At 69.6% G+C, this 19,969-nt stretch carries 25 protein-coding genes and 1 pseudogene; 10 read left to right on the top strand and 16 right to left on the bottom strand.

What is annotated here, in order from left to right; all coding sequences use genetic code 11:
* Positions 1-59: 59 nt before the first annotated feature.
* Positions 60-794 carry an SDR family NAD(P)-dependent oxidoreductase gene (locus Aco04nite_RS37715; protein WP_213002016.1) on the bottom strand — a complete coding sequence of 245 codons (735 nt, stop codon included), beginning with the start codon at positions 792-794 and terminating at the stop codon, positions 60-62.
* A gap of 91 nt (positions 795-885) precedes the next feature.
* On the opposite strand from Aco04nite_RS37715, the gene Aco04nite_RS37710 reads away from it, so the two are divergent.
* The 3 genes and pseudogenes from Aco04nite_RS37710 to Aco04nite_RS37705 all read left to right on the top strand — a co-directional run bounded on the left by Aco04nite_RS37710 (position 886) and on the right by Aco04nite_RS37705 (position 2,679).
* A complete protein-coding gene (locus Aco04nite_RS37710) occupies positions 886-1,488 on the top strand; it encodes a TetR/AcrR family transcriptional regulator (protein WP_213002015.1) in 603 nt (200 codons plus the stop codon).
* A 62-nt stretch (positions 1,489-1,550) separates the two neighbouring features.
* Positions 1,551-1,718 (top strand): annotated as a pseudogene (locus Aco04nite_RS49255) (IS630 family transposase); the annotation flags it as partial.
* A 598-nt stretch (positions 1,719-2,316) separates the two neighbouring features.
* Positions 2,317-2,679, top strand: coding sequence for a hypothetical protein (locus Aco04nite_RS37705; protein WP_213002014.1), 363 nt, complete (start codon positions 2,317-2,319; stop codon positions 2,677-2,679).
* A gap of 310 nt (positions 2,680-2,989) precedes the next feature.
* Here the strand turns inward: Aco04nite_RS37705 and Aco04nite_RS37700 are convergent, their stop codons facing one another.
* The 7 genes from Aco04nite_RS37700 to Aco04nite_RS37670 form a co-directional block, all read right to left on the bottom strand.
* Positions 2,990-3,307, bottom strand: coding sequence for a hypothetical protein (locus Aco04nite_RS37700; RefSeq protein WP_213002013.1), 318 nt, complete (start codon positions 3,305-3,307; stop codon positions 2,990-2,992).
* 458 nt (positions 3,308-3,765) lie between these two features.
* Complete coding sequence (locus tag Aco04nite_RS37695; protein ID WP_213002012.1) at positions 3,766-4,410, bottom strand: LysE family translocator; 645 nt, start codon at positions 4,408-4,410, stop codon at positions 3,766-3,768.
* 58 nt (positions 4,411-4,468) lie between these two features.
* Positions 4,469-5,641 (bottom strand): UDP-N-acetylglucosamine--N-acetylmuramyl-(pentapeptide) pyrophosphoryl-undecaprenol N-acetylglucosamine transferase, encoded by a 1,173-nt coding sequence (locus tag Aco04nite_RS37690; RefSeq protein ID WP_213002011.1) that lies wholly within the window; start codon positions 5,639-5,641, stop codon positions 4,469-4,471.
* 50 nt (positions 5,642-5,691) lie between these two features.
* Positions 5,692-6,282 carry a dihydrofolate reductase family protein gene (locus Aco04nite_RS37685; RefSeq protein WP_213002010.1) on the bottom strand — a complete coding sequence of 197 codons (591 nt, stop codon included), beginning with the start codon at positions 6,280-6,282 and terminating at the stop codon, positions 5,692-5,694.
* 45 nt (positions 6,283-6,327) lie between these two features.
* Positions 6,328-6,996, bottom strand: a complete 669-nt coding sequence (locus Aco04nite_RS37680) for a hypothetical protein (protein ID WP_203834462.1) — start codon at positions 6,994-6,996, stop codon at positions 6,328-6,330.
* Between the two features lie 123 nt (positions 6,997-7,119).
* Complete coding sequence (locus Aco04nite_RS37675) at positions 7,120-8,235, bottom strand: SPFH domain-containing protein (RefSeq protein ID WP_213002009.1); 1,116 nt, start codon at positions 8,233-8,235, stop codon at positions 7,120-7,122.
* Between the two features lie 29 nt (positions 8,236-8,264).
* Positions 8,265-8,714 (bottom strand): NfeD family protein, encoded by a 450-nt coding sequence (locus Aco04nite_RS37670; RefSeq protein ID WP_213002008.1) that lies wholly within the window; start codon positions 8,712-8,714, stop codon positions 8,265-8,267.
* Between the two features lie 120 nt (positions 8,715-8,834).
* Between Aco04nite_RS37670 and Aco04nite_RS37665 the strand changes: the two genes are divergently transcribed.
* The gene (locus Aco04nite_RS37665; RefSeq protein WP_213002007.1) at positions 8,835-10,148 is read left to right on the top strand and encodes a serine hydrolase domain-containing protein; all 1,314 of its coding nucleotides are present in this window, start codon (positions 8,835-8,837) and stop codon (positions 10,146-10,148) included.
* A 73-nt stretch (positions 10,149-10,221) separates the two neighbouring features.
* On the opposite strand, the gene Aco04nite_RS37660 is transcribed toward Aco04nite_RS37665, so the two are convergent.
* Positions 10,222-11,079 carry an AraC family transcriptional regulator gene (locus Aco04nite_RS37660; protein ID WP_213002006.1) on the bottom strand — a complete coding sequence of 286 codons (858 nt, stop codon included), beginning with the start codon at positions 11,077-11,079 and terminating at the stop codon, positions 10,222-10,224.
* Between the two features lie 80 nt (positions 11,080-11,159).
* Here Aco04nite_RS37660 and Aco04nite_RS37655 point away from each other — a divergent pair, with 80 nt between their 5' ends.
* Entirely contained in the window at positions 11,160-12,236 is a 1,077-nt protein-coding gene (locus tag Aco04nite_RS37655) for an aldo/keto reductase (protein ID WP_213002005.1), read from the top strand.
* Here the strand turns inward: Aco04nite_RS37655 and Aco04nite_RS37650 are convergent.
* A complete protein-coding gene (locus tag Aco04nite_RS37650; RefSeq protein ID WP_213002004.1) occupies positions 12,196-13,023 on the bottom strand; it encodes a DUF3097 domain-containing protein in 828 nt (275 codons plus the stop codon). The genes Aco04nite_RS37655 and Aco04nite_RS37650 overlap by 41 nt on opposite strands.
* A 96-nt stretch (positions 13,024-13,119) precedes the next feature.
* On the opposite strand from Aco04nite_RS37650, the gene Aco04nite_RS37645 reads away from it, so the two are divergent.
* The 4 genes from Aco04nite_RS37645 to Aco04nite_RS37630 all read left to right on the top strand — a co-directional run bounded on the left by Aco04nite_RS37645 (position 13,120) and on the right by Aco04nite_RS37630 (position 15,351).
* Positions 13,120-13,902 (top strand): Rv1486c family protein, encoded by a 783-nt coding sequence (locus tag Aco04nite_RS37645; RefSeq protein ID WP_213002003.1) that lies wholly within the window; start codon positions 13,120-13,122, stop codon positions 13,900-13,902.
* Positions 13,895-14,395 (top strand): NUDIX domain-containing protein, encoded by a 501-nt coding sequence (locus tag Aco04nite_RS37640; protein ID WP_213002002.1) that lies wholly within the window; start codon positions 13,895-13,897, stop codon positions 14,393-14,395. Before Aco04nite_RS37645 ends, Aco04nite_RS37640 begins: the two co-directional genes overlap by 8 nt.
* 237 nt (positions 14,396-14,632) lie before the next feature.
* Positions 14,633-15,187 (top strand): hypothetical protein, encoded by a 555-nt coding sequence (locus tag Aco04nite_RS37635; RefSeq protein WP_213002001.1) that lies wholly within the window; start codon positions 14,633-14,635, stop codon positions 15,185-15,187.
* The gene (locus tag Aco04nite_RS37630; protein ID WP_213002000.1) at positions 15,184-15,351 is read left to right on the top strand and encodes a hypothetical protein; all 168 of its coding nucleotides are present in this window, start codon (positions 15,184-15,186) and stop codon (positions 15,349-15,351) included. Before Aco04nite_RS37635 ends, Aco04nite_RS37630 begins: the two co-directional genes overlap by 4 nt.
* Before the next feature lie 44 nt (positions 15,352-15,395).
* Here the strand turns inward: Aco04nite_RS37630 and Aco04nite_RS37625 are convergent, their stop codons facing one another.
* Genes Aco04nite_RS37625 through Aco04nite_RS49820 form a run of 4 tightly spaced genes read right to left on the bottom strand, consistent with a single transcriptional unit; the run spans position 15,396 to position 17,418 of the window.
* Positions 15,396-15,890, bottom strand: coding sequence for a Dps family protein (locus Aco04nite_RS37625; RefSeq protein ID WP_213001999.1), 495 nt, complete (start codon positions 15,888-15,890; stop codon positions 15,396-15,398).
* Positions 15,887-16,309, bottom strand: coding sequence for a Fur family transcriptional regulator (locus Aco04nite_RS37620; RefSeq protein WP_213001998.1), 423 nt, complete (start codon positions 16,307-16,309; stop codon positions 15,887-15,889). Before Aco04nite_RS37620 ends, Aco04nite_RS37625 begins: the two co-directional genes overlap by 4 nt.
* Before the next feature lie 46 nt (positions 16,310-16,355).
* Entirely contained in the window at positions 16,356-16,850 is a 495-nt protein-coding gene (locus Aco04nite_RS37615) for an NUDIX domain-containing protein (protein ID WP_213001997.1), read from the bottom strand.
* 28 nt (positions 16,851-16,878) lie between these two features.
* On the bottom strand, positions 16,879-17,418 hold the full coding sequence (locus tag Aco04nite_RS49820; RefSeq protein WP_213001996.1) for a hypothetical protein: 540 nt from the start codon (positions 17,416-17,418) through the stop codon (positions 16,879-16,881).
* Positions 17,419-17,514: 96 nt separating this feature from the next.
* Between Aco04nite_RS49820 and Aco04nite_RS37605 the strand changes: the two genes are divergently transcribed.
* Entirely contained in the window at positions 17,515-18,129 is a 615-nt protein-coding gene (locus Aco04nite_RS37605; RefSeq protein WP_213001995.1) for a TetR/AcrR family transcriptional regulator, read from the top strand.
* Here Aco04nite_RS37605 and Aco04nite_RS37600 read toward each other — a convergent pair.
* Together Aco04nite_RS37600 and Aco04nite_RS37595 are read right to left on the bottom strand one after the other, a co-directional pair.
* Positions 18,116-18,895 carry an HAD-IIA family hydrolase gene (locus Aco04nite_RS37600; RefSeq protein ID WP_213001994.1) on the bottom strand — a complete coding sequence of 260 codons (780 nt, stop codon included), beginning with the start codon at positions 18,893-18,895 and terminating at the stop codon, positions 18,116-18,118. The two genes, Aco04nite_RS37605 and Aco04nite_RS37600, sit on opposite strands and share 14 nt — an antisense overlap.
* A 22-nt stretch (positions 18,896-18,917) precedes the next feature.
* Positions 18,918-19,946: a ferrochelatase gene (locus Aco04nite_RS37595; protein ID WP_213001993.1), complete on the bottom strand. Its 1,029-nt coding sequence runs from the start codon at positions 19,944-19,946 to the stop codon at positions 18,918-18,920.
* Between the last annotated feature and the right edge of the window lie 23 nt (positions 19,947-19,969).

Below are 19,969 nucleotides of genomic sequence, written 5' to 3'. Positions count from 1 at the left end.
ATGGCTCAGCCCGCCGCAGAGGCCGTCATGGTTCAGCCCGCCGTAGGGGCCGTCATGGTTCAGCCCGCCGCAGGGGCCGTCATGTCGAAGGCGCGGGGCGGACCGGCGAGGGCCGCCTTGGCGTCGATGCCGAAGCGGTCGAGAATCTCGAGGTCGCCCGCCTCCAGCCCGTCGAGCGCGAGCCGGACGAGGTCGGCCGGGTCGTTCATCGCACCCTCGGGCAGGTCGACGCCGGCATTGCGGGCGAACTCCTTCATCGTCTCGGTCGCGGTCATCCCGGGGACGAGGGCGGCGACGTGGGTGCCCTGGGCGGCGAGTTCGAGGCGGATGCCGTTGGTCAGGCCCCACTGCGCGGACTTGGCGGCGGCGTAGGACGTGTTGCCGTCGACGGTGGCCCACGCCGCGGCGGACAGGACGTTGAGGACGGCCCCGCCACCGTTGCGGGCGAGGACCGGGGCGAACGCCCGGACCATGGCGAGCGTGCCGTAGTAGTTCGAGTCCATCGTGAGCCGGATCGTGTCGAGGTCGCCGGTCACGAGGTTGCCGCCGAGCGCGAACGCCGCGTTGTTGATCAGCAGGTCGACATCCCCGGCGATCGCGGCGACGGCGTCGACGGAGGCCTGGTCGGTGATGTCGAGGCGGAGCACCTCTGCGCCGGGGATGTCGACGAGCTCGGGGCGCCTGGCGGTGGCGTAGACCTTGGCCGCGCCGCGTTCCAGCAGCTCAACGGCGAAGTGCCGGCCGATGCCACGGTTCGAGCCGGTGACGAGGGCGGTGGCGCCTTGGACGTTCAAGGATCCTCCAGAAAAGCTGACCGCTGGGTCATGTTGACGTCACGACCGTACGCATAAAATGACCCGGCGGTCAACTTGATAGGGTGAGATCGTGACGACACCTGTTCGGCCTCTGCGTGTGGACGCGGCCCGGAACCGCGCGTTGCTGCTGGCCGCGGCCGAGGCGGAATTCGCCGAGCGGGGGCCGGACGCCTCGGTCGCCGACATCGCGCGGCGGGCAGGCGTCGCGAAGGGCACGGTATTCCGGCATTTCGCCACGAAGGAAGAGCTGATGGCCGCGATCGTGGGCGAGCACATCGCGTCGCTCACCGCGGTCGCCAGGGAGGCGCTGGACGCAGCGGATCCCGGGACGGCACTGTTCGACTTCCTGACCGTCTCCGCGGACAAACGCCAGCAGAGCGACCTGACGTTCCTACAGACGGTCAGCGGGGACGACTCGAAGGTCATCGAACTGCGGGACGAACTCGTCGCGACCATCACGGCCCTGGTCGACCGGGCCCGCGCGGCGGGCGCGGTGCGGGACGACGTCACCGGGACCGACGTCTTCGCCCTGATGTGCGCGCCGGTCCACGTGATCGAGTTCCTGCCGAACCCCGCCCCGGACCTGTGGCGCCGCTACCTCACCATCATCTTCGACGGCCTACGCCCCCAGGGCGCCAGCCCCCTGCCAATGCCCGCCCCCACCTGGCACTGAGGCGCTCACCAACAACCGCCGCGACCGGCCGGCGCCCGCCTGCAACCACCACGCCCGACCCCGAGGCCATCCGTCGCGGCACGTTCACCAGCGTCGGCGACCTGGTCGGCGCGATCCGGGCGTTCATCGATGGCTACAACCAGCGCTGCGAACCGTTCCGCTGGACCAAGACCGCCGATCAGATCCTGGCCAAAGCCAACCGGCAAAAGACCTCAGACCCGCGACACTAGATGCGGCCGGCGAAGGCACAGGGCGAGAAATGGGGCGCGGCGCGAAGGCGGCGGCTGAGGGCGTTGGGCGTGGGTTCGATGTTGTGCCGGGGCTGGGTGGGCGCAGCCTTGTGCGGGGTCGGCTGTCGAGTGCGCAGTAATCGTTCAGACTGCAAGAAAACTATTGCAGTGCGTGGTGTGTTTGTTGCTTTGTAGACCAAGATCCCGTGCATTCGTTCGCGAGTTTGGGCGCCAGATGTTCGCGACCTTCGGTTCGACTTCGCCGACACCGCTCGCCGCAATGTTCGCGAGAACCGGCACCACTCGCGGATCATGACCACCGGCGGCGCCAGCAATCCCTCAGGATACCGCTCACGCTGCATGCAAGCGATCATGAAGCCTTTCTGGGAGTGGATGCGCGGATCTGCCGATGACAGCAAGACGGCCAACGAACCCGTGACGCAATGAGCACCAGGATCGCCTCCCAGGATCCATCCACCACCACTCTATGGCTATCCGAATATTCGCTATCTGCCATTCAAATCTGTGTGATCCCCCTCAACCCAACAATGGCACACCCGCCCTTCCGATCATGGAACTCCCTGAGAACAATAAAGGAATGAAATACGCTCAGCTGGAGATCTTTACGACCGTTGAACTGGCGTGGATGCGTGACCCGACTCGGCGCCGGAACTACTCCGCGGCAACCGAAGAGTTCCGGCGTGAGCACAAGGTTCGGCGGGCTTTCGGAAAGGCTCTCGGCCACACCACCCGCTTGCGGCGCGACTCGCCCGAAGCCCGGACACCGGACGGCAAGCTGATGTGGATCGAGGCCGCAAGAGCGTTGTTCCGTGAGGCGAACTCCCACCGGGCACAGGCCGCCGCTGACCATGAGCGTGACCGCAGGCGTGCCGCCGGTGACCTGTTCGACTGGAGCCGGTTCACCAACCGCTGGCTGGTGAAGTACGCCGCCGCATACTAACCGACGAACACCGGACTCTGCGTCAAATCCGGGGCTTGATACGGCAATTAACGCGCGCACGTGAAATTACTCAACCAAAGTCCACGACCGGTGGCGAGTTCGGCGGGAACGGACGCGAAGTGGTGGGTCTACGCGTACGAGCCGGACGCAGGCAGGCAATCCTCCGCGTTTTCTTCGCGAGGCCCGCCCATGCCGCACTTCGCCTCGGCAACGGCAGCAACCCAGCCGCGATCGAGCAACAAACCGATCTTCGGCCACTATTCCGGCGGCACGCTTTCATGCCGCGGATAGGGCGCGGCGGCGCGGCGGACTAAATCGTGACTCTGTGGTTGATCGGTCGATGCGCTGGCCCGGTGTACTCCGTCAGAGCGAACCGCCTGTTGTCGGCAGTCGGATGCACGGTCACGGTGATCGTGCTTTCATCGTCGAACCTCAGGATGAAGACGGGATCCATGTCGCACAGGAAGGCGAATCCATCGCGTTCTTCTTGGTCGTCGCTGATCAAGCAGCCCTCGGCGGCCCAGCCGGTATCGGCGGCGGCAATGACCACCGCGATCTCAACGCTGGCGAGCAAGGTTACAGAGCTCGCCCACCAGTCCAGGTGGCACCGGCTTTCGACGCGATCCATTGGCCTCATCATCTCGCAGCAACTAAGCATATCGTCGTTCAGGTGGCACTCGCGAGGCTTGATCACGTGCCCTCTTCTGCCGCAGACAAGGCGCCCCGTCCAGGTACCCATCACCGTGCGTGAACGGCGAGGCCGGTCGGCGCGGAGTGAGCGGGTCTCGCAGGGGGTGGAGTCCTACCTCGCGAACATCTGAATGGGCGAGACCTCGGCGGGGGCGAAACTCAGCGACCTCTGGTGCCAGACTCGCGAACAAAACCGATCCCGCAACTTCATCGGCTCAGGGCCGCGAATGCCACCAACTATTCAGTGGTCGGACGTGCACATCCGTGGCCGTGATCGTCGGCGCTCGGGAGGACGAACCGGAGGCGTGCCGCTCAGTGGCTGCCTGGGGGACGCGCGGGGTGGATTCGTTCGCGTCTGAGAAAGAGCCGAGCCGGGCCGGGAGCGCGGCGGATTGTTCAGGACGCGGCTGTGGGGGCGCGGTCGGTGGCGAGTTTTACGGCGAGGGCGCCCAGGACCGTACCCATGAGGTAGCGCTGGAGTCGTAGCCAGGCTGGGCGTTTTGTCAGGAAGAGGGCGACCGTGCCGGCGGCCAGGACCAGGGTGAGGTTGACCGTCATGCTGATCAGGATCTGGACGGCGCCGAGCAGGAAGCCCTGGAGCGCGACGTGGCCGGCGTCGGGGTGGATGAACTGCGGGATGAGGGACAGGTACATCAGGGCGGCCTTGGGGTTGAGCAGGTTCGTCATCAGGCCCATCGTGAACAGTCGGCGGGGGCTGTCGGCGGCCAGGGGGTGGGGTTCGAAGACCGAGGTGCCGCCGGGGCGCAGGGTTTTGAAGGCCAGCCAGGCGAGGTAGGCGGCTCCGGCGAGTTTGACGGTCAGGTAGAGCTCGGGGACGGCGACGAAGACCGCTGCCAGGCCGAGGCTGGTGGCGGTCAGGTAGATCAGGAAGCCGAGGGCCACGCCGCCCAGGGAGACGATGCCCGCGCGGCGGCCCTGGGTGATGCTGCGGGAGACCAGGTACATCATGTTCGGGCCGGGGGTCAGGACCATGCCGAGGGCGACGGCGGCCACCCCGAGGAACGACGTCACAGTGATCACGTCGTTCACTCTGGTGGATGCCGCCGCGTCCCGGGACGGCCAATTCTGAAGTGCTGGTTCAGGCGCCGCGGGAGGCGACGGTGAGGATCTCGTCGACGACCTTGTCGGCGGCGTCGGGGTGGCCCTGGGCTGCCGCGCTGTGGGCCATCGCCGCGCGCCGGGCCGGGTCGCTGACCAGGGACATCAGCTCGGTGCAGAGGTTTTCCGGGGTGGCGGTCGGGCCGTCGAGCATGACTGCCGCGCCGAGACCCGCGAGGTGTTTGGCGGTGCTGCGCTGTTCGCCGCCGGCTGAGGCTCCGTACGGGATGAGGATGCTCGGTTTGCCCAGGGCGGTGAGCTCCGCGACCGTGCCCGCGCCGCTGCGGGCGAGGACCACGTCGGCGGCGGCGAGGACGTCGGGCATCTGCTCGTGGATGAAGTCCAGCACCTTGTAGCGGTGGGCGAGGGCGGGCGGGAGCTGCGCGGCGACCTGCTGCATCTCGGCGTAGCTGAGGCTGCCGCACTGGTGGATGACCTGGCAGTAGGGCAGGACGTCGGGCAGGACCGCGGCGAGGAGCCGGTTGATCTGCTGGGCGCCTGCGGCTCCGCCGGTCACGACCACGATGGGTACGCGCGGGTCGAGCCCGAACGCGGCGGCGCCCTTCTCCCGGTCGCCGGTGAACAGCTCGGGGCGGATCGGGTTGCCGGTCACGACGGCTCGTTCGCGGGCCTTGGGGGTGAGGTGCTGCAGGGAGGGTTCCTGGCTGAGCAGGATCCGGGTGGCGAACTTGGCGAGGATGCGGTTGGCGAGCCCGAGAGCGAGGGTCTGCTCGTGCATCAGGTACGGCACGCCGAAGAGCCGCGAGGCCAGCCCGATCGGCACCGAGACGTACCCACCGGTGGAGAGCACGACCGACGGCCTGTTGCGGGCGACGGTGAGCACCGCCTGACCGATGCCGATGGGGATCCGGAACGCGTCGACGACGTTGCGCATCAGCTCACGCGGGGTCGGTGTGCGGCGCAGCTTGCCCGTCGTGATCGCCCGGAACGGGACGCCGGCGCGGGCGGAGATCTTCTCCTCGAGACCGCCGTGCACGCCGACCCACAACAGGTCGGGCTCGATGCCGGCCTTCGCGAGCCGTTCGCGCAGCGCGTTGATGGTGGTCAGGGCGGGGTAGGTGTGCCCGCCGGTGCCGCCGCCGGTGACGACGAGCCGGAACTGCTGCAGGTGCTGGGCGCTGTAGACAGACATGCCACTCCGAAGATCACGAAAGCCGGGGGGTAAGGGGAGGACCGCGGGCCTCAGCTGAGGCGGTAGGTCAGGTGTGTGGCCGTCGTGGAGGGGCGTACGTGGATCTGGCGCAGGGTGCGCGGGATCGTGCCCGGGGCGAACAGCGGGGTGCCGGCGCCGAGGAGCACCGGGGCGAGGTGGAGGCGGAGTTCGTCGACCACGCCTGCGTCGAGGGCGCCGCGGACCGTCTGCGCGCCGCCCATGATGACCACGTCGCGTTCCTCGGCGATCGCGACGGCCGCGGCGACGGCGCCGGCGATGCCGTCGGGCACGAAGCTGAACCGGTCGCCGAGGCGGACGGATGCGGGTGGGTTGCGGGTCACCACGATGACCGGGGGCGTCGCGGCCAGGCCTGCGCCGTACCCCATCTCCTGCGTCCAGCCGTTCGGGCCGTCGATGAAGTCGAACAGGGTGCGGCCAATCACGACCGCACCGGTGGCGTCGGTGGCCGCCTCGAGGATCTCGCGGTCCACGGCGTCGCCGCTCAGCGCCCACGTGTGCAGGGCTTCGCCGCCCCGGCCGAGGCCGTTCTCCAGGTCGACGCCCGGGCCGGTCACGAAGCCGTCGAGCGAGACCGAGATGTCAGCAACAACTTTCGCCATGCGATGAAGCATGCCATCCGGGTACGCCCGAACGGGCAGCCGGGATCAGGCCGGCGGGATGAGCCGCGAGCCGGTCCAGGCCAGGCCCATACCCGCTGCGAGCAGTAACAAGGCACCCACTGTGGGCAGCGGCTTGACGGCGTAGGAGCCGGCCCCGATCGAGATCGCCGCCAGCATCAGCAGGATGCCGTCCGCCGGGTTCACGAGCTTGGAACGAAACACCGCCCAGCCGAGCAGGAGCCAGCCGGTGCCCATGACGGCGGCGGCGACGAGCGCGGTCGTGCGTACCGAATCCGGGGTCAGACCCGCACCGTCCGGGGCCGTGCCGGCGGGCAGGGCGGTGAGTGGCAGCCAGAGGATCGCGCCCGCCAGGCCGATCAGCATGCCGAACAGGGCCGTGCGACGGGTACGGGAACCGGCCAGCAGCCCGGCGAGCCCGATCATCGCGACCGTGGTGAGCCAGCCCGCGGCGAGCTCGACCAGCAGCGGGCCGGGCGGGACCGCGACACCGAGCGTGGACCAGCCGTAGAGGGCGGCGCCGGCGGGGAGTCCCCAGAGCGCGGCGCGCGCGTACCTGCGTACCGACCAGATCCAGACCGCTTCCTGCACCGACAGCAACCGGTCGTCGGTGTCCTCCGGGCTGGCCGCGCCCACCCAGGCCGGGGACACGCGCAGTGGGCGTCCGCTCGCGGTCTGGAACTGCGACATGCTCATGGCTCCGCCTTGGTTGGCTCAAGCCGAGCGGCCGGGGGCACCGTCGGAATCCTCGGACCACCATGACAAAACCCCGCACCTCCGCGCGGGGTTTTGCCACAGTTAGATGACGCTTTTTCCAGGTCAGGCGCGTTCGGGGTCGCCCACACCGTTGTAGTCGGCGGCGCCGAGGGCGGCCGACGGCGGGATGTGCTCCGGAGCGGGCAGGGCCTGCGGGTTCGGGTCGCTGGAGACCTCGGCGGCGGCCGAGCGGACCTGCTCGTTGACCGCTGCGGCCTCGTCGGCGGCGGCCTGCGCGGCGGCCAGCGCCTCCTGCTCGACGGCGGCCGAGTCGACGCCGGCCCGGGGGACGTCACCGACCATGTTGGCCAGGCCGCCGAGTGAACCGCCGAGTCCTTCGAGAGCCTTGGTCAGCTCGGTCGGGATGATCCAGACCTTGTTGGCGGTGCCGTTGGCGATCTGCGGAAGGGCCTGCAGGTACTGGTACGCGAGGACCTTCTGCGACGGGTTCGCGGTGTGGATCGCGTCGAAGACCGTACGGATCGCCTTGGCCTGACCTTCGGCCTGCAGGATGCGCGACTGGCGGTCACCGTCGGCGCGCAGCACGGCGGCCTGCTTCTCACCCTCGGCGGTGAGGATCTGGGCCGCCTTGTGGCCCTCGGCGTTGAGGATCGTGGCGCGGCGCTCCCGCTCGGCGCGCATCTGCTTCTCCATGGAGTCGCGGATGCTCGCCGGCGGCTCGATGGCCTTGATCTCGACGCGGGTGACCTTGATGCCCCAGCGGCCGGTGGTCTCGTCCAGCACGCTGGAGAGATGCCGGTTGATCTCCTCGCGGCTGGTCAGCGCGCGCTCCAGGTCGAGCGAGCCGATGACGTTACGCAGCGTGGTGACGGTGAGCTGCTCGATGGCCTGCAGGAAGTTGGAGATCTCGTAGGTCGCGCGCACCGGGTCGACGACCTTGAAGTAGAGCACGGTGTCGATGCTCACCACGAGGTTGTCGGAGGTGATCACGGGCTGCGGCGGGAAGCTGACGACCTGCTCGCGCATGTCGACCTTGGTGCGGACCGCGTCCACGAACGGGATCAGCAGGTTGAGACCCGGGGACAGGCTGCGCTTGTACTTGCCGAGCCGCTCGACGACGTCCATCCGCTGCTGCGGGACGATCCGGACGGACCGGATCAGGGTGATCACCGCAAACAGGGCGATCACGAAAATGAGTACACCGACTATCGCTTCCATGGGTGCCTCTCCATCTAGGGAATGCGCGTTCAGAGATTGGGGGTTTCGTCCCGCCAGACGATCGCAGTGTTGCCCTTGACCTTGATGATCCGCACCCGCTCGCCCGGCGGGTAGATCTCCGCGCCGTCGAACGACCGGGCCTGCCACATCTCGCCGTCAATCTTGATCATGCCGTGGTCGGCCGCGACCTCCTCCAGCACGAGGCCGTGCTGGCCCTCCAGGGCCTCGATGCCGAACATGGTGTCGCCCGATTCGCCCGAGGACTGCTGGAGCCGCAGGATGAGCGGGCGCAACGCCGCGAGGGAGAGCCCGGAGACGATCGCGAACACGATGACCTGGAGCAGCAGCGGAGCGCCGAGCGCCGCGACACCGGCCGCGGCGAGGGCACCGACCGCGAAGAAGATGATGAGGAAGGTCGCCGTGAATGCCTCGCCGATCGCGAGCGCGACCGCGAGGACCACCCAGAGGACTGCTTCCATACCTCTGATCGTGACACGTCCGCGCATCTCTAGCGACATTGCGTCACTGCAGTCTTTGCGCGTTCCCATATCGGGCCCGCGCAGTTAGAACCCCCGACCGAACTCTGGAGGAAACCGCTCGTGTCCTTGCTGCCGGAAACCGGCCGGCGCGTCACCGAGATCGCCGCCCGCGCGCAGTCCACCGGCCGCGCGCCGTCGCTGGCCCTCGCGGTGGTCCGCGACCGCTCCCTGATGCATTTCACCGGCGCCGGTCAGACGCCTCCGCCGGACCCGACCACGCAGTACCGGCTCGGCTCGATCACCAAGACGCTGACCGCGACGATGGTGCTGCAGCTGCGCGACGAGGGCTTCTTCGCCCTCGACGACCTGCTCTACCGGCACCTGCCCGGCACCCCGATCGGCGGCGTCACCCTGCGCCAGCTCCTCGGGCACGTCTCCGGGCTGCAACGCGAGCCGGACGGCCCGTGGTGGGAACGCCACGCCGGCGGGAACGCCGACCACCTGCTGAAAGAGCTCTCCCCGGACAAGATCTTCGGACCGCCGTTCCGGCATTACCACTACTCCAATCTGGCGTACGGGCTCCTCGGCGCGATCCTCGAGAAGGTCACCGGGGAATCGTGGGCGGCCCTGGTCGGCAAGCGCGTCCTCGAACCGCTGGGGATGCTGCGCACGACGTACCACCCCGCCGAACCGTTCGCCCGCGGCTACGTGGTGCACGCCCTCGACGGCAGCCTGCACGAGGAGCCACGGCTGGACGCGGGCGCGATGGCCCCGGCCGGTCAGCTCTGGTCCACGGTCACGGACATGGCGAAGTGGGCGGCGTTCCTGGCCGACCCGGCGCCGTCCGTGCTCAGCCGCGACTCCGTCGACGAGATGTGCACGCCCGTCGTCATGCAGGACGAGACCTGGACCGCCGGGCACGGGCTCGGCCCTGAGCTCAACCGGGTCGGCGAACGCGTCTACGTCACCCACGGCGGTTCCATGCCCGGGTACGTCTCCCAGCTCGCCGTCCACCGGGCCAGCCGGATCGGGGTGATCGCGTTCGCCAACTCGTACGGGCTGCGTGGCACGAGCATCCGTGCGGTCGCCCTCGAGGCGCTGACCGCGGTGCTGGACGCCGAACCTGTCGTCCCGTCGCCGTGGCTGCCGTCCGCTTCACCGGAGGGCGAGGCCGCCGATCTGTGCGGGCGCTGGTGGTGGATGGGCACGGAGTACGAGGCCGCCGCGGACGGCGAGGACCTGGTCATCACCCCCGTCGGATTCTCAGCGAAGGCGCCGTGGCGCTTTGTCCGCGAGGCGCCGGACCGGTGGCGGGGCAGCGCCGGGGCGAACCTGGGCGAGCTGCTCGCGGTCCTGCGCGGCCCGGACGGCTCGGCCGAGCAGCTCGACATCGCGACGTTCGTCTTCAGCCGGGACCCGGCTCACCTCGCCTGAACGCCGCTGCCGGGGGTCGGCCCGACCTCGCCTGAACGCCGCTGCCGGGGCCGGCCCGGACCTCGCCTGAGGCTCAGGCCCCGGCGGTCAGGCGGGCGGCGTCGCGGCCGGGGGGCTCGCCGAAGAGCCTGCGGTAGTCGCGGCTGAACTGGGAGGCGCTGTCGTAGCCGACGGCGAGGCCCGCTCCGGCCACATCGGAGGGACGGCCCATCAGCAGGAGCCGGGCCTGCTGGAGGCGGATCCGTTTCTGGAACTGGATCGGGCTCATCGCGGTGACCGCCAGGAACGTGCGGTGGAAGGCGGAGACGCTCATGCCGGCCGTGCGGGCCAGATCCTCCACGCGGAACGGTTCCGCGTGGTTGTCCCGGATCCATTGGACCGCGCGGCTGACGTGGGACAGGCCGCTGTCGGCGAGGCCCAGTTGGCGTACGGTGCCGCCCTGGTCTCCGGTGATCAGCCGCCACAGGATCTCCCGTTCGATCATGGGGGCGAGGACCGGGCTGTCGCGGGGCTGTTCCAGCAGCCGGACCATCCGCACGACCGCGTCGATGAGCTCCGGGGACGCGTCGCTGACCGCGAGCCCCGGAGCCGCCGCCCTGGACCCGGTCAGGCCGGCCTCGAGCACCAGCGCCGCGATGGCCGCCGGGCGCAGGATCAGGCCGAAGCCGAGCGCGGGCGCCACGCTGAAGTGCCCGGTGACCGGCAGGTCGACCGAGGCCAGTAGATACTGCCCGGCGCCGTAGTCGAGGACGCGGTCGCCGAGGGACATCCGCTTCTGGCCCTGCGCGACGAGGGCGAACACCGTCCCGGTCGTGGACGATGCCGGCGGGCCCGGCACGTCGACACTCGACAGCAGCACGCCGTCGATCGCGGTGGCGCTGTCACGGCGTACGTGCCGGGTGATGAGGGTCCTGAGCTCGGCAAGGGACACACCGCAAGAAAAGCAGGATCGTGCAACGGTACGCAAGCATCGTGCTACCCGTCCGGCCCGCGGGACGGTGAAATGGATTCATGGCACTCGACGAATACGTGACACTGGGTAGGTCGGGACTGCGGGTCAGCCCGTTCGCACTCGGCGCGATGAATTTCGGCACGTCCGGCGGCTGGGGAGCCGACGTCGCGGAGTCCGAAAGGATCCTGCAGCGCTACCTCGACCTCGGCGGCAACTTCCTGGACACCGCCAACTTCTACACCAACGGGCAGTCCGAGCAGATCCTCGGTGACTTCTTCGCCGACCGGCCGGGGCTGCGCGACCGGATCGTGCTGGGCTCCAAGTTCTTCACGAACCTGTACCCGGGCGACCCGAACGCGGGCGGCGCCTCCCGCAAGGCGATCGTCACCCAGCTCCACGACACGCTGCGCCGGCTCCGCACCGATTACCTGGACGTGTACTGGCTGCACAACTTCGACGCGTACACACCGGTGGAAGAAACCATGCGCACGCTGGACGAACTGGTCAGCGCCGGCAAGGTCCGGTATCTCGGTTTCTCGAACACCCCTGCCTGGTACACCGCCAAGGCGCAGACCACCGCCCTGCTGCGCGCCTGGTCACCGCTCATCGCGCTGCAGGTGGAATATTCGCTGCTGGCCCGGACCGTCGAGGGCGAGATCACCCCGCTGGCCCTGGACGCCGGCATGGGCCTGACCCCGTGGAGCCCCCTCGCCAGTGGGTTCCTCTCCGGAAAGTACGCCCGCGGCGCGGCACCGCAGGACTCGCAGCGCGGCGCGATCATCGGTGGTCCCTCCGAGGAGCAGTTCACCGTCATCGACGCGCTCCTGTCGGTGGCGTCGTCGGTGTCCTCGACGCCTGCCGCCGTCGCGCTCGCCTGGCTGCTCAGCAAGCCGGGGGTCGCCGCGCCGATCCTGGGACCGCGCAAGATCGAGCACCTGGACGCGAACCTCGCCGCCCTCGACGTGCGCCTCGACCCGTCACACCTCGCCGTTCTCGACGAGGCCTCGGCACCGAAGCTGAACTACCCGCACGGCCTCAACCGCGAGACCGGCGCGATGCTGCAGTTCGCGGGCGCGACGGTCGACGGACGGCCCTCTACTGTCTATCCGCCGCTGAAGGCTCTGGAGGCTCTGTGACGAAATCGATGAGGCGTTCCATGGCGTTGATCAGGGGTGTCTCGACGTCCTTGTAGCTGTTGACGCTGCTGAGGATGCGGCGCCACATCTCGTACGGCTGACCGATGCCCACCGCCCGGCAGACGCCCTCCTTCCACGGCTGGCCCGGCGGGATGACCGGCCACGCGCGCAGCCCGACCCGCTCAGGCTTCACCGCCTGCCACACATCGATGTACGGATGCCCGGTCACCAGCACGTTCGGATCGGTGACCGCCGCGACGATGCGGCTCTCCTTCGAGCCCGGCACGAGATGGTCGACGAGCACCCCGACGCGGCGTCCCCGCGCCGGACGGAAGTCACGGACGGCACCGGCGAGGTCGTCGATGCCGTCCAGCGGCTCGACCACGACACCCTCGATACGCAGGTCGTCGCCCCAGATCCGTTCGACCAGGGCGGCGTCGTGGATGCCCTCGACCCAGATACGGGACGCTTTCGCCACCTGAGCTCGTACATTGCTGACCGCTGTCGAACCCGACGCCGTGCGCAACTGACGCGGCGGAGCCTGCACCGCGGCGGGCTTCGTCAGGGTGACGACCTGGCCCTCCAGCAGGAACGCGGCCGGCTCGAGCGGAAAGTTGCGCCGCTTGCCGTGCCGGTCCTCCAGCACCACCGCGCCGAACTCGAACCCGACCACGGCACCGCAGAACCCGGAATCGGCATCCTCCACGACCAGGTCAGCCTCGGCCTCGACCTCCGGGATCACCTTGCGCCGCCGCCAGTTCCCCGAGAGCACGTCCTCCCCATACATCCCGGCACGGTAACCCTCCGCGCGCCGCCACGCCGACACGACGCACCGACCTTCTCACCGAGACAACTCCGCCAGGTGCCACGTACCCTTGCCTGCATGTCCCCCGCAGCAGATGCGGCGACCCTCACGGCACGCCGGTCAACCCGGTTCGTGGCGTGGGTACGCGCCTGGCGCGCCGGCCTCGTCCCCTTCGACGAGCTGGCCGAAGAAATCGCCGGCGACGAGGAACACCTCGTCGCCGATGCCCCCGGCACCTGGACGGATGTCCCGCTGGCCCAGGCCCTCCCGGCCTTCGCCAAGCTGCCCCCGGACGACATCCGCCTCGTCCTCCCGGCCCCCGGCGACCCCCGCGGTCTCCCCGGCCCCGGCGAGCTGACCGGCGCGGCCCTGCTCGAGGGCGAAGCCGTGATGACCCCCACCTTCGGCGTGGTCCCCTCGGTCCGCACCCACACCTCCGGCTCCGGCGTGACGTTCGAAACAGTCATGTGGCGCTTCTACCCGGTCGCCACCTACAAGCCGGTCTTCCAGATGGGCTCCGCCGAAGCGGAAGCCGAGCTCACCCAGGCCCTGACCGCCGCCACCACCCAGCTGACCCGCCTCGACGTCGCCCAGTGGCGCCCCGAGCTCGCCGGCGCCCTCCAGGCCCTGCGCCGCCCCGACAGCACCGCCACACTGCCCCCGGGCTTCGACCCCCGCTCGCGCCGCCTCTTCGCCCGAGCCAGCATCCTCGACCAGGTCCTCACCCTCGCCGAGCACAACGCCCCCGGCGGCGCGGTCAACACCTACGAGGCCCAGCAACGCGACGCCGCTCTGCGCCCGTTGCTGAACGCCTGCCGCCAGGCCCTCGTCGCCGCCTGCAACGCCCCGCTGCATGCCTGACCGCTACGCGCACTGCACCTTCTGCGGCGCCCGTTTCCCTCCCGGCCAGCCCTGGCCCCGCCGCTGCGGCGCCTGCGGCGAAACCAGCTACCTCAACCCGAAACCCGTGGCGGTCGCCCTGCAGCCGGTCGGATCGGGTCTGCTGGTCATCCGGCGCGCCGTGCCACCCGCGGTGGGGAGCCTCGCGCTGCCGGGCGGCTACATCGACGCCGCGGAAAGCTGGCAACAGGCCGCCTCGCGCGAGCTGCTCGAGGAAACCGGCGTTTCATCGGACCCGGACGCGATCCGGCTCTTCGACGCCCGCAGCGCCCCGGACGGCACCCTGCTCATCTTCGGCCTGCTACCGGGGCTCGCCTCAGCGGCCGACCTGCCCGCCCACACCGACTCGGAAACCGCCGGGCGCGAAGTCCTGGAACGGCCCGCGCCGCTCGGCTTCGACCTGCACACCCAAGCCGCCAACCGCTGGTTCACGCAGGTCGCCAACAGCTTCTAAATACGAAGAACTGTCGATTTATGGCCTCGACTGTCGGTTTCATGGCTGTTCCACGACCATTGTTCCGCCCCTCAACCCGTCCTCCGGCTTTCTGCCGTGCGGGCGCTACCCCGCCACCCCGCCACCGAAGCGGAGATAGTCGATCGGTTCGTCACCTGCGACGCGATGCGTTCATCCGTGAGGCGGCAGGAGATCTGAAGCCATTGGCGTGCCGCGCACGCTTTCATCCGTGATCGCGTGCCCGTCCACGCGATCTGGTTCGAGGGAAGCTTCGTCAGCTCCGAACTCAATCCGAAAGACCTCGACGTCACGTCCGCTGAGGAATTGTTGGCCCGCATGCAGCGCCGGCTGCACGGGCAGGGCATCGCCGGCCACGCGATCGGGGTCGAGGAAGCGATCCGCATCCTGTCCCCGCTGCAACAGGCTCTCTCGTCGATCGGTCAGTCGCTGGCCACGATGCCCACTGCCTCGGGAAAGATCCCGGAGGTCAGATGCGGCGATGACGCCGAGGAGACAGTTGTCCGGCACCTGACCAAGGGGCACGGAGACCAGGCACCATCGGCTCGTCGCCATTCAACTCGCCGACAGATCGGGCCAGAGCCGTTCGCGCGCTTGACGCGTGCGTCGAAAGGGGGGCCGGGCGGCGGTAGGCTGCGGGGGCCGGCCGCGGGACTGCGGCTGGTTGTCATGGCAGCATCCGGGTTGGTTCTACCGGGGCTTGCGCGCTCGAGGTATGCCGGTTTTTCTGGGCCGGGGCTCTTCCGCTGCGGCTTCAGAGCGGTTGATCGATGACTATTCCCAAGCATGTGATCGTCAGGACTCTTCGCGAGCGTGGGCAGGGGTCGCGGGCTGACTGGGTGGAGCGTGAGCTTCCCGATGAGGTGGATACGCACAAGCACAGCAGTTTGCTGGCGACGCTGAAGATCTCGGTCGAGGATCTGGCCGGGCAGGCGTGACGAGCCCACCCCGGGCGATCATGACCGGGGTGGGCTTTCCAGGGTCAGCGGCGGCGCGGGGCTGCGTTTTCGGCTGACAGCATCCAGGCCTGCTTCTCCAGGTCGTGGATGACGCCGTGCAGGATGTCCGCCGTTGTCGGGTCCTCCGAGTCGACGGCGTCGTGGACGTCGCGGATGGTGGCGACCGTCTGGTTGATCAGGCCGGTGACCAGGACGATGGCGTGGTCGGTGGCGATCTCGTCCGGGCCGAGGGTGGTCAGGGTGGTGGTGGCCGCGACGGTTTCGGGGCGGGCGTCGGGGATGGCGTCGAGGGCTCGCATGCGTTCGGCGATGGTGTCGCTGGCGTCCCGGGCGAGGTCGACGAGCTCGTCGAGCTGCAGGTGCAGGTCGCGGAAGTTGGTGCCCACGATGTTCCAGTGGGCCTGTTTGCCGTGCAGGTGCAGGGCGACCAGGTCGACGAGGATGCGCTGCAGGCGGTCGGCCTGGGCGGGGGTGGCGCGGAAGGCCTGAGTGGTCGGGATGTCCCTGGTGATAGTCATCGTTGGCCTTTCTGTGACTCGGTGCAGGTGGTGCAGGTGCCCCACCAGGTGACCTCGGCTTCGTCGATGGCGCTGAAGCCCGCGTCGTCGATCGGGGTCAGGCACGGTGGCATGCCGATCGCGCAGTCGACGTCGGTGATTTTGCCGCAGTCGCGGCACACCAGGTGGTGGTGGTTGTCGCCGACGCGGGTCTCGTAGCGGGCGATGGAGCCGGCCGGTTCGAAGCTGCGGACGATCCCGGCGCGGCGCAGGTCGTCCAGGACGTTGTAGAGGCCCTGGTGCGACAGCGTGGCCGGCAGCGCCGAGGCGAGCTCGGGTGCGGTCAGGTGCGGCCGGGTGAGCAGCATGTCGAGGACCGCCCGGCGGGGTGCCGTGCTGCGGAGCCCCGCGCGCTTGATCAGTTCATCAGCCGTGGTCACGTACCGAACGATAGCTCTAGTTTTGACTCAGTCCAAACAAGGACCGTCAGTCCAGAGCGAAAGTCCCGTCCTTCTCGTACGCGGCCAGGTCGCTGAGCCCGCGCCGGACGAGCGTGCCCGCACCTTCCGGCAGGGCGTCGACGTCGAACCAGACCGCGTCGACGCTCTCGTCGGTGACGCGCTGGACCGTGCCCTCGAAGCTGTCGACGCGGCACATCAGGGCGATCGAGTGGTAGACGTGGCCGAACATGTTCCGGTTGAGGTCGCGGGCGTGGGTGTACAGCCCGAACGGCGTGACCGCGTGGGCGATCAGGCCCGCCTCCTCCTGGACCTCGCGGATCGCGCAGTCGCGCAGGGTCTCGCCGAGTTCCGTGCTGCCGCCGGGCAGGGCCCAGGTGAGATCGTCGGAGCGCTGGATCAGCAGGATGCGGCCACGGTCGTCGCGGACGATGCTGTGCGCGCCGACCGAGATCAGGACGCGGTCGTCGCCGGCCAGCGCGCGTAGTCCACCCAGATACGACTCTTCCCAGGACAGTCCCATGCGCCCACCCTAGGGCGCAGCTGTGGGATCACGGGGTGGGTGCCAGGCTCGCGCAGAGCTTTTGAGCCCTGGCCCAGGTCTCGTCGGAGACCCCGGCCGGTTTGCTCGTCAACGCGCCGAGCCCGCCACCGGGCACGCCACCACCGGGCACGCCCACATTGTCGGTAGGCAGGACACCGTCCGGACCGACCACGCCGCCGGACATCGCACCATCGGGAGCGCCTGGCGGCATCGGACCGCCCGGACCGCCAAGCCCGCCGGGCGGCATCGCACCGCCGGGACCACCAGGCGTCCCGCCGCCGGGTCCGCCGGGCATCGGACCACCGGGGCCGGGCATGCCGCCCGGGGACATCGGGTCACCGGGCATCGGGCCGCCCGGGGCGCCCTGGCCGCCGGGGATGCCGGAGGTGTCGATGCCGTTGTCTTCCAGGCAGTCGCGGTAGGAGCCTGCGGCGGAGACCGAGACGCTGGGGACGTTGGTGGTGGAGGTGGAGTTGTCGGGGGTGTCGGCGCAGGCTGCGAGGGTCAGGACGCCGGCTGCGGCCAGTGCGGGACCTAGGCGGAGCATCCGGACAGCAGACCTTATCGGGGGGCTGAGTGGGGGGCTCTGGGCGTACATGTGCCCGAAAGAAGTCGCCGGAGGCGTTGTGCCAGAGTGGGTGGTGTGCCGAAGCGGGTGGATCATGAGGTCCGGCGGCGGGAGATCGCGGAGGCGGTGTGGCGGATCGCCGCCACCAGGGGGTTGCCCGCGGCGACGCTGCGGGAGGTGGCTGGTGAGGCCGGGGTTTCCATGCGGCTGGTGCAGTACTACTTCGAGACCAAGGAGCAGTTGGTCGTCGCGGCGTTCCAGCAGTTGACGGCTGCGTTCGGGGAGCGGATGCGGGAGCGGTTCGCCGAGTTGGGGCGGGCGCCGGGGCCGCGGGATGTGATGGGGATCTGCCTGGCGGCGGTGCTGCCGACCGATGAGCGGAGTCTGATGATGTCGCGGGTGCAGTCGGCGTACTTCGCTGCTTCGCTGACCGATCCGGCGATCGCCGCGGCGGCCGGGGCTGCGGGGACTCCCCCGCCGACGGCGCTGGAGAATCTCCTCGCCGCTCAGATCGAGCTGGCCGTCGCCGCCGGGGACGTGCCGGCCGGGGTCGATGCGACGCTGGAGGCCCGCGGGCTTGCTGCGCTGGGGGCGGGCCTCGCGTCGATGGTCGTTGCCGGGCTGCGCAGCCCGGCCGAGGCCGCCGAGACGGTGGAATACCGCCTCGGCGAGCTGTTCAGATCTCGTTGATCAGGTCGGCGACGCTGTCGACGATGCGGGACGGGCGGTAGGGGTAGCGTTCGCTCTCCGCGCGGGTGCTGATGCCGGTGAGGACCAGGATCGTCTCGAGGCCCGCTTCGAGGCCGCAGAGGACGTCGGTGTCCATCCGGTCGCCGATCATCGCGGTGCTCTCGCTGTGGCCGCCGATGACGTTGAGCGCGGAACGCATCATCATCGGGTTGGGCTTGCCGACGAAGTACGGGTCGACGCCGGTGGCCTTGCTGATCATCGCGGCCACCGAGCCCGCCGCCGGGAGCGCGCCCTCGTTGGACGGGCCGGTGGCGTCGGGGTTGGTGCAGATGAACTTGGCGCCGTCGTTGATCAGCCGGACGGCCTTGGTCAGCGCCTCGAAGCTGTAGGTGCGGGTCTCGCCCAGCACCACGTAGTCGGGTGAGAACTCGGTCAGGATGTAACCCGCCGCGTGCATGGCGGTGGTCAGGCCCGCCTCACCGATGACGTACGCGGTGCCGCCCGGCCGCTGGTCGGCCAGGAACTGGGCGGTGGCCAGCGCCGCCGTCCAGATCGACTGCTCGGGCACGTCGAAGCCCATCCGGGCGAGGCGGGCCTGCAGGTCACGGGGTGTGTAGATGGAGTTGTTGGTGAGGATCAGGAAGGGCTTTCCCGATTCCTTCATCTTGTTGACGAACTCGGGCGCTCCGGGGACGGGGACGCCCTCGTGGACGAGGACCCCGTCCATGTCGGTCAGCCAGGTCTCGATGGCCTTGCGCTCGGGCATAAAACTCCTCGGTGTCAGCCGGTCAGCTGTGCGAAGGGCGGCGCGGCGGCGGGCAGCAGTCCGCTGGGCAGACGTCCCAGACGGGGAGCGTACCGAGTTTTTCGCGGCTCACGCCCTCGGTGCGCTCCAGGACGAGCTCGCGGATCATGGCGACGAAGCGGGGGTCGGTGCCGGGGGTGTCCGCGCGGGCGTAGCCGAGGCCGAGGTCGGCGGCGGTCTCCTTGGCCTCGTTGTCGAGGTCCCAGATGACCTCGAGGTGGTCGGAGACGAACCCGATGGGGCTGACGACCACATCGGTGACGCCCTTCTCGGCGAGGATCCGCAGGTGGTCGTTGATGTCGGGCTCCAGCCACGGGACCTGCGGCGGGCCGGAGCGGCTCTGCCACACGAGGTCCCAGGGCAGGTCGGGGGCCGCGGCGGCGTGCACCAGCGCGGCCGTCTCGTGGAGCTGCGCCTCGTAACGCCCACCGGTCGGGCCGGCCGTGGCCGCCATCGACGACGGGATCGAGTGGGCGGTGAAGACCACCCGGGTGCTCTCGCGCCGGCTCGGGTCGAGCTTCGCGAGCGCGGCGGCGACCGCGTCGGTGTGGGGCTGCACGAACCCGGGGTGGTCGTGGAACTGCCGCAGCTTGGTGATCGCCGGGGCACCCGGGCCGACCTTGGCGCGGGCCTGGGAGATGTCCTCCCAGTACTGCTTGCAGGAGGAGTAGCCGCCGTAGGCGCTGGTCGCGAAGCCCAGGGCCGAGGTCACACCGTCGTCACGCATCTGCGCGACGGTGTCGGCCAGCATCGGCCCCCAGTTGCGATTCCCCCAGTACGCCGGGAGCGCCACCCCGTTGCCCGCGAAGTCGGCCTGCACCGCGGCGAGCAGGTCGCGGCACTGCTGGTTGATCGGTGACACGCCGCCGAAGTGCATGTAGTGCTCGGCGACCTCCGTGAGCCGTTCCTCGGGGACACCGCGCCCGCGCGTCACGTTGCGCAGGAACGGCATCACGTCGTCGGGGTGCTCGGGGCCACCGAAGGAGAGCAGGAGAAACGCGTCGTACGCCACCGGACCAGTCTCCCCCTTCCGCT

This window comes from Winogradskya consettensis, from assembly GCF_018332715.1.
Lineage (GTDB): Bacteria > Actinomycetota > Actinomycetes > Mycobacteriales > Micromonosporaceae > Actinoplanes > Actinoplanes consettensis.
This window is presented reverse-complemented; position numbering and strand designations above follow the sequence as displayed.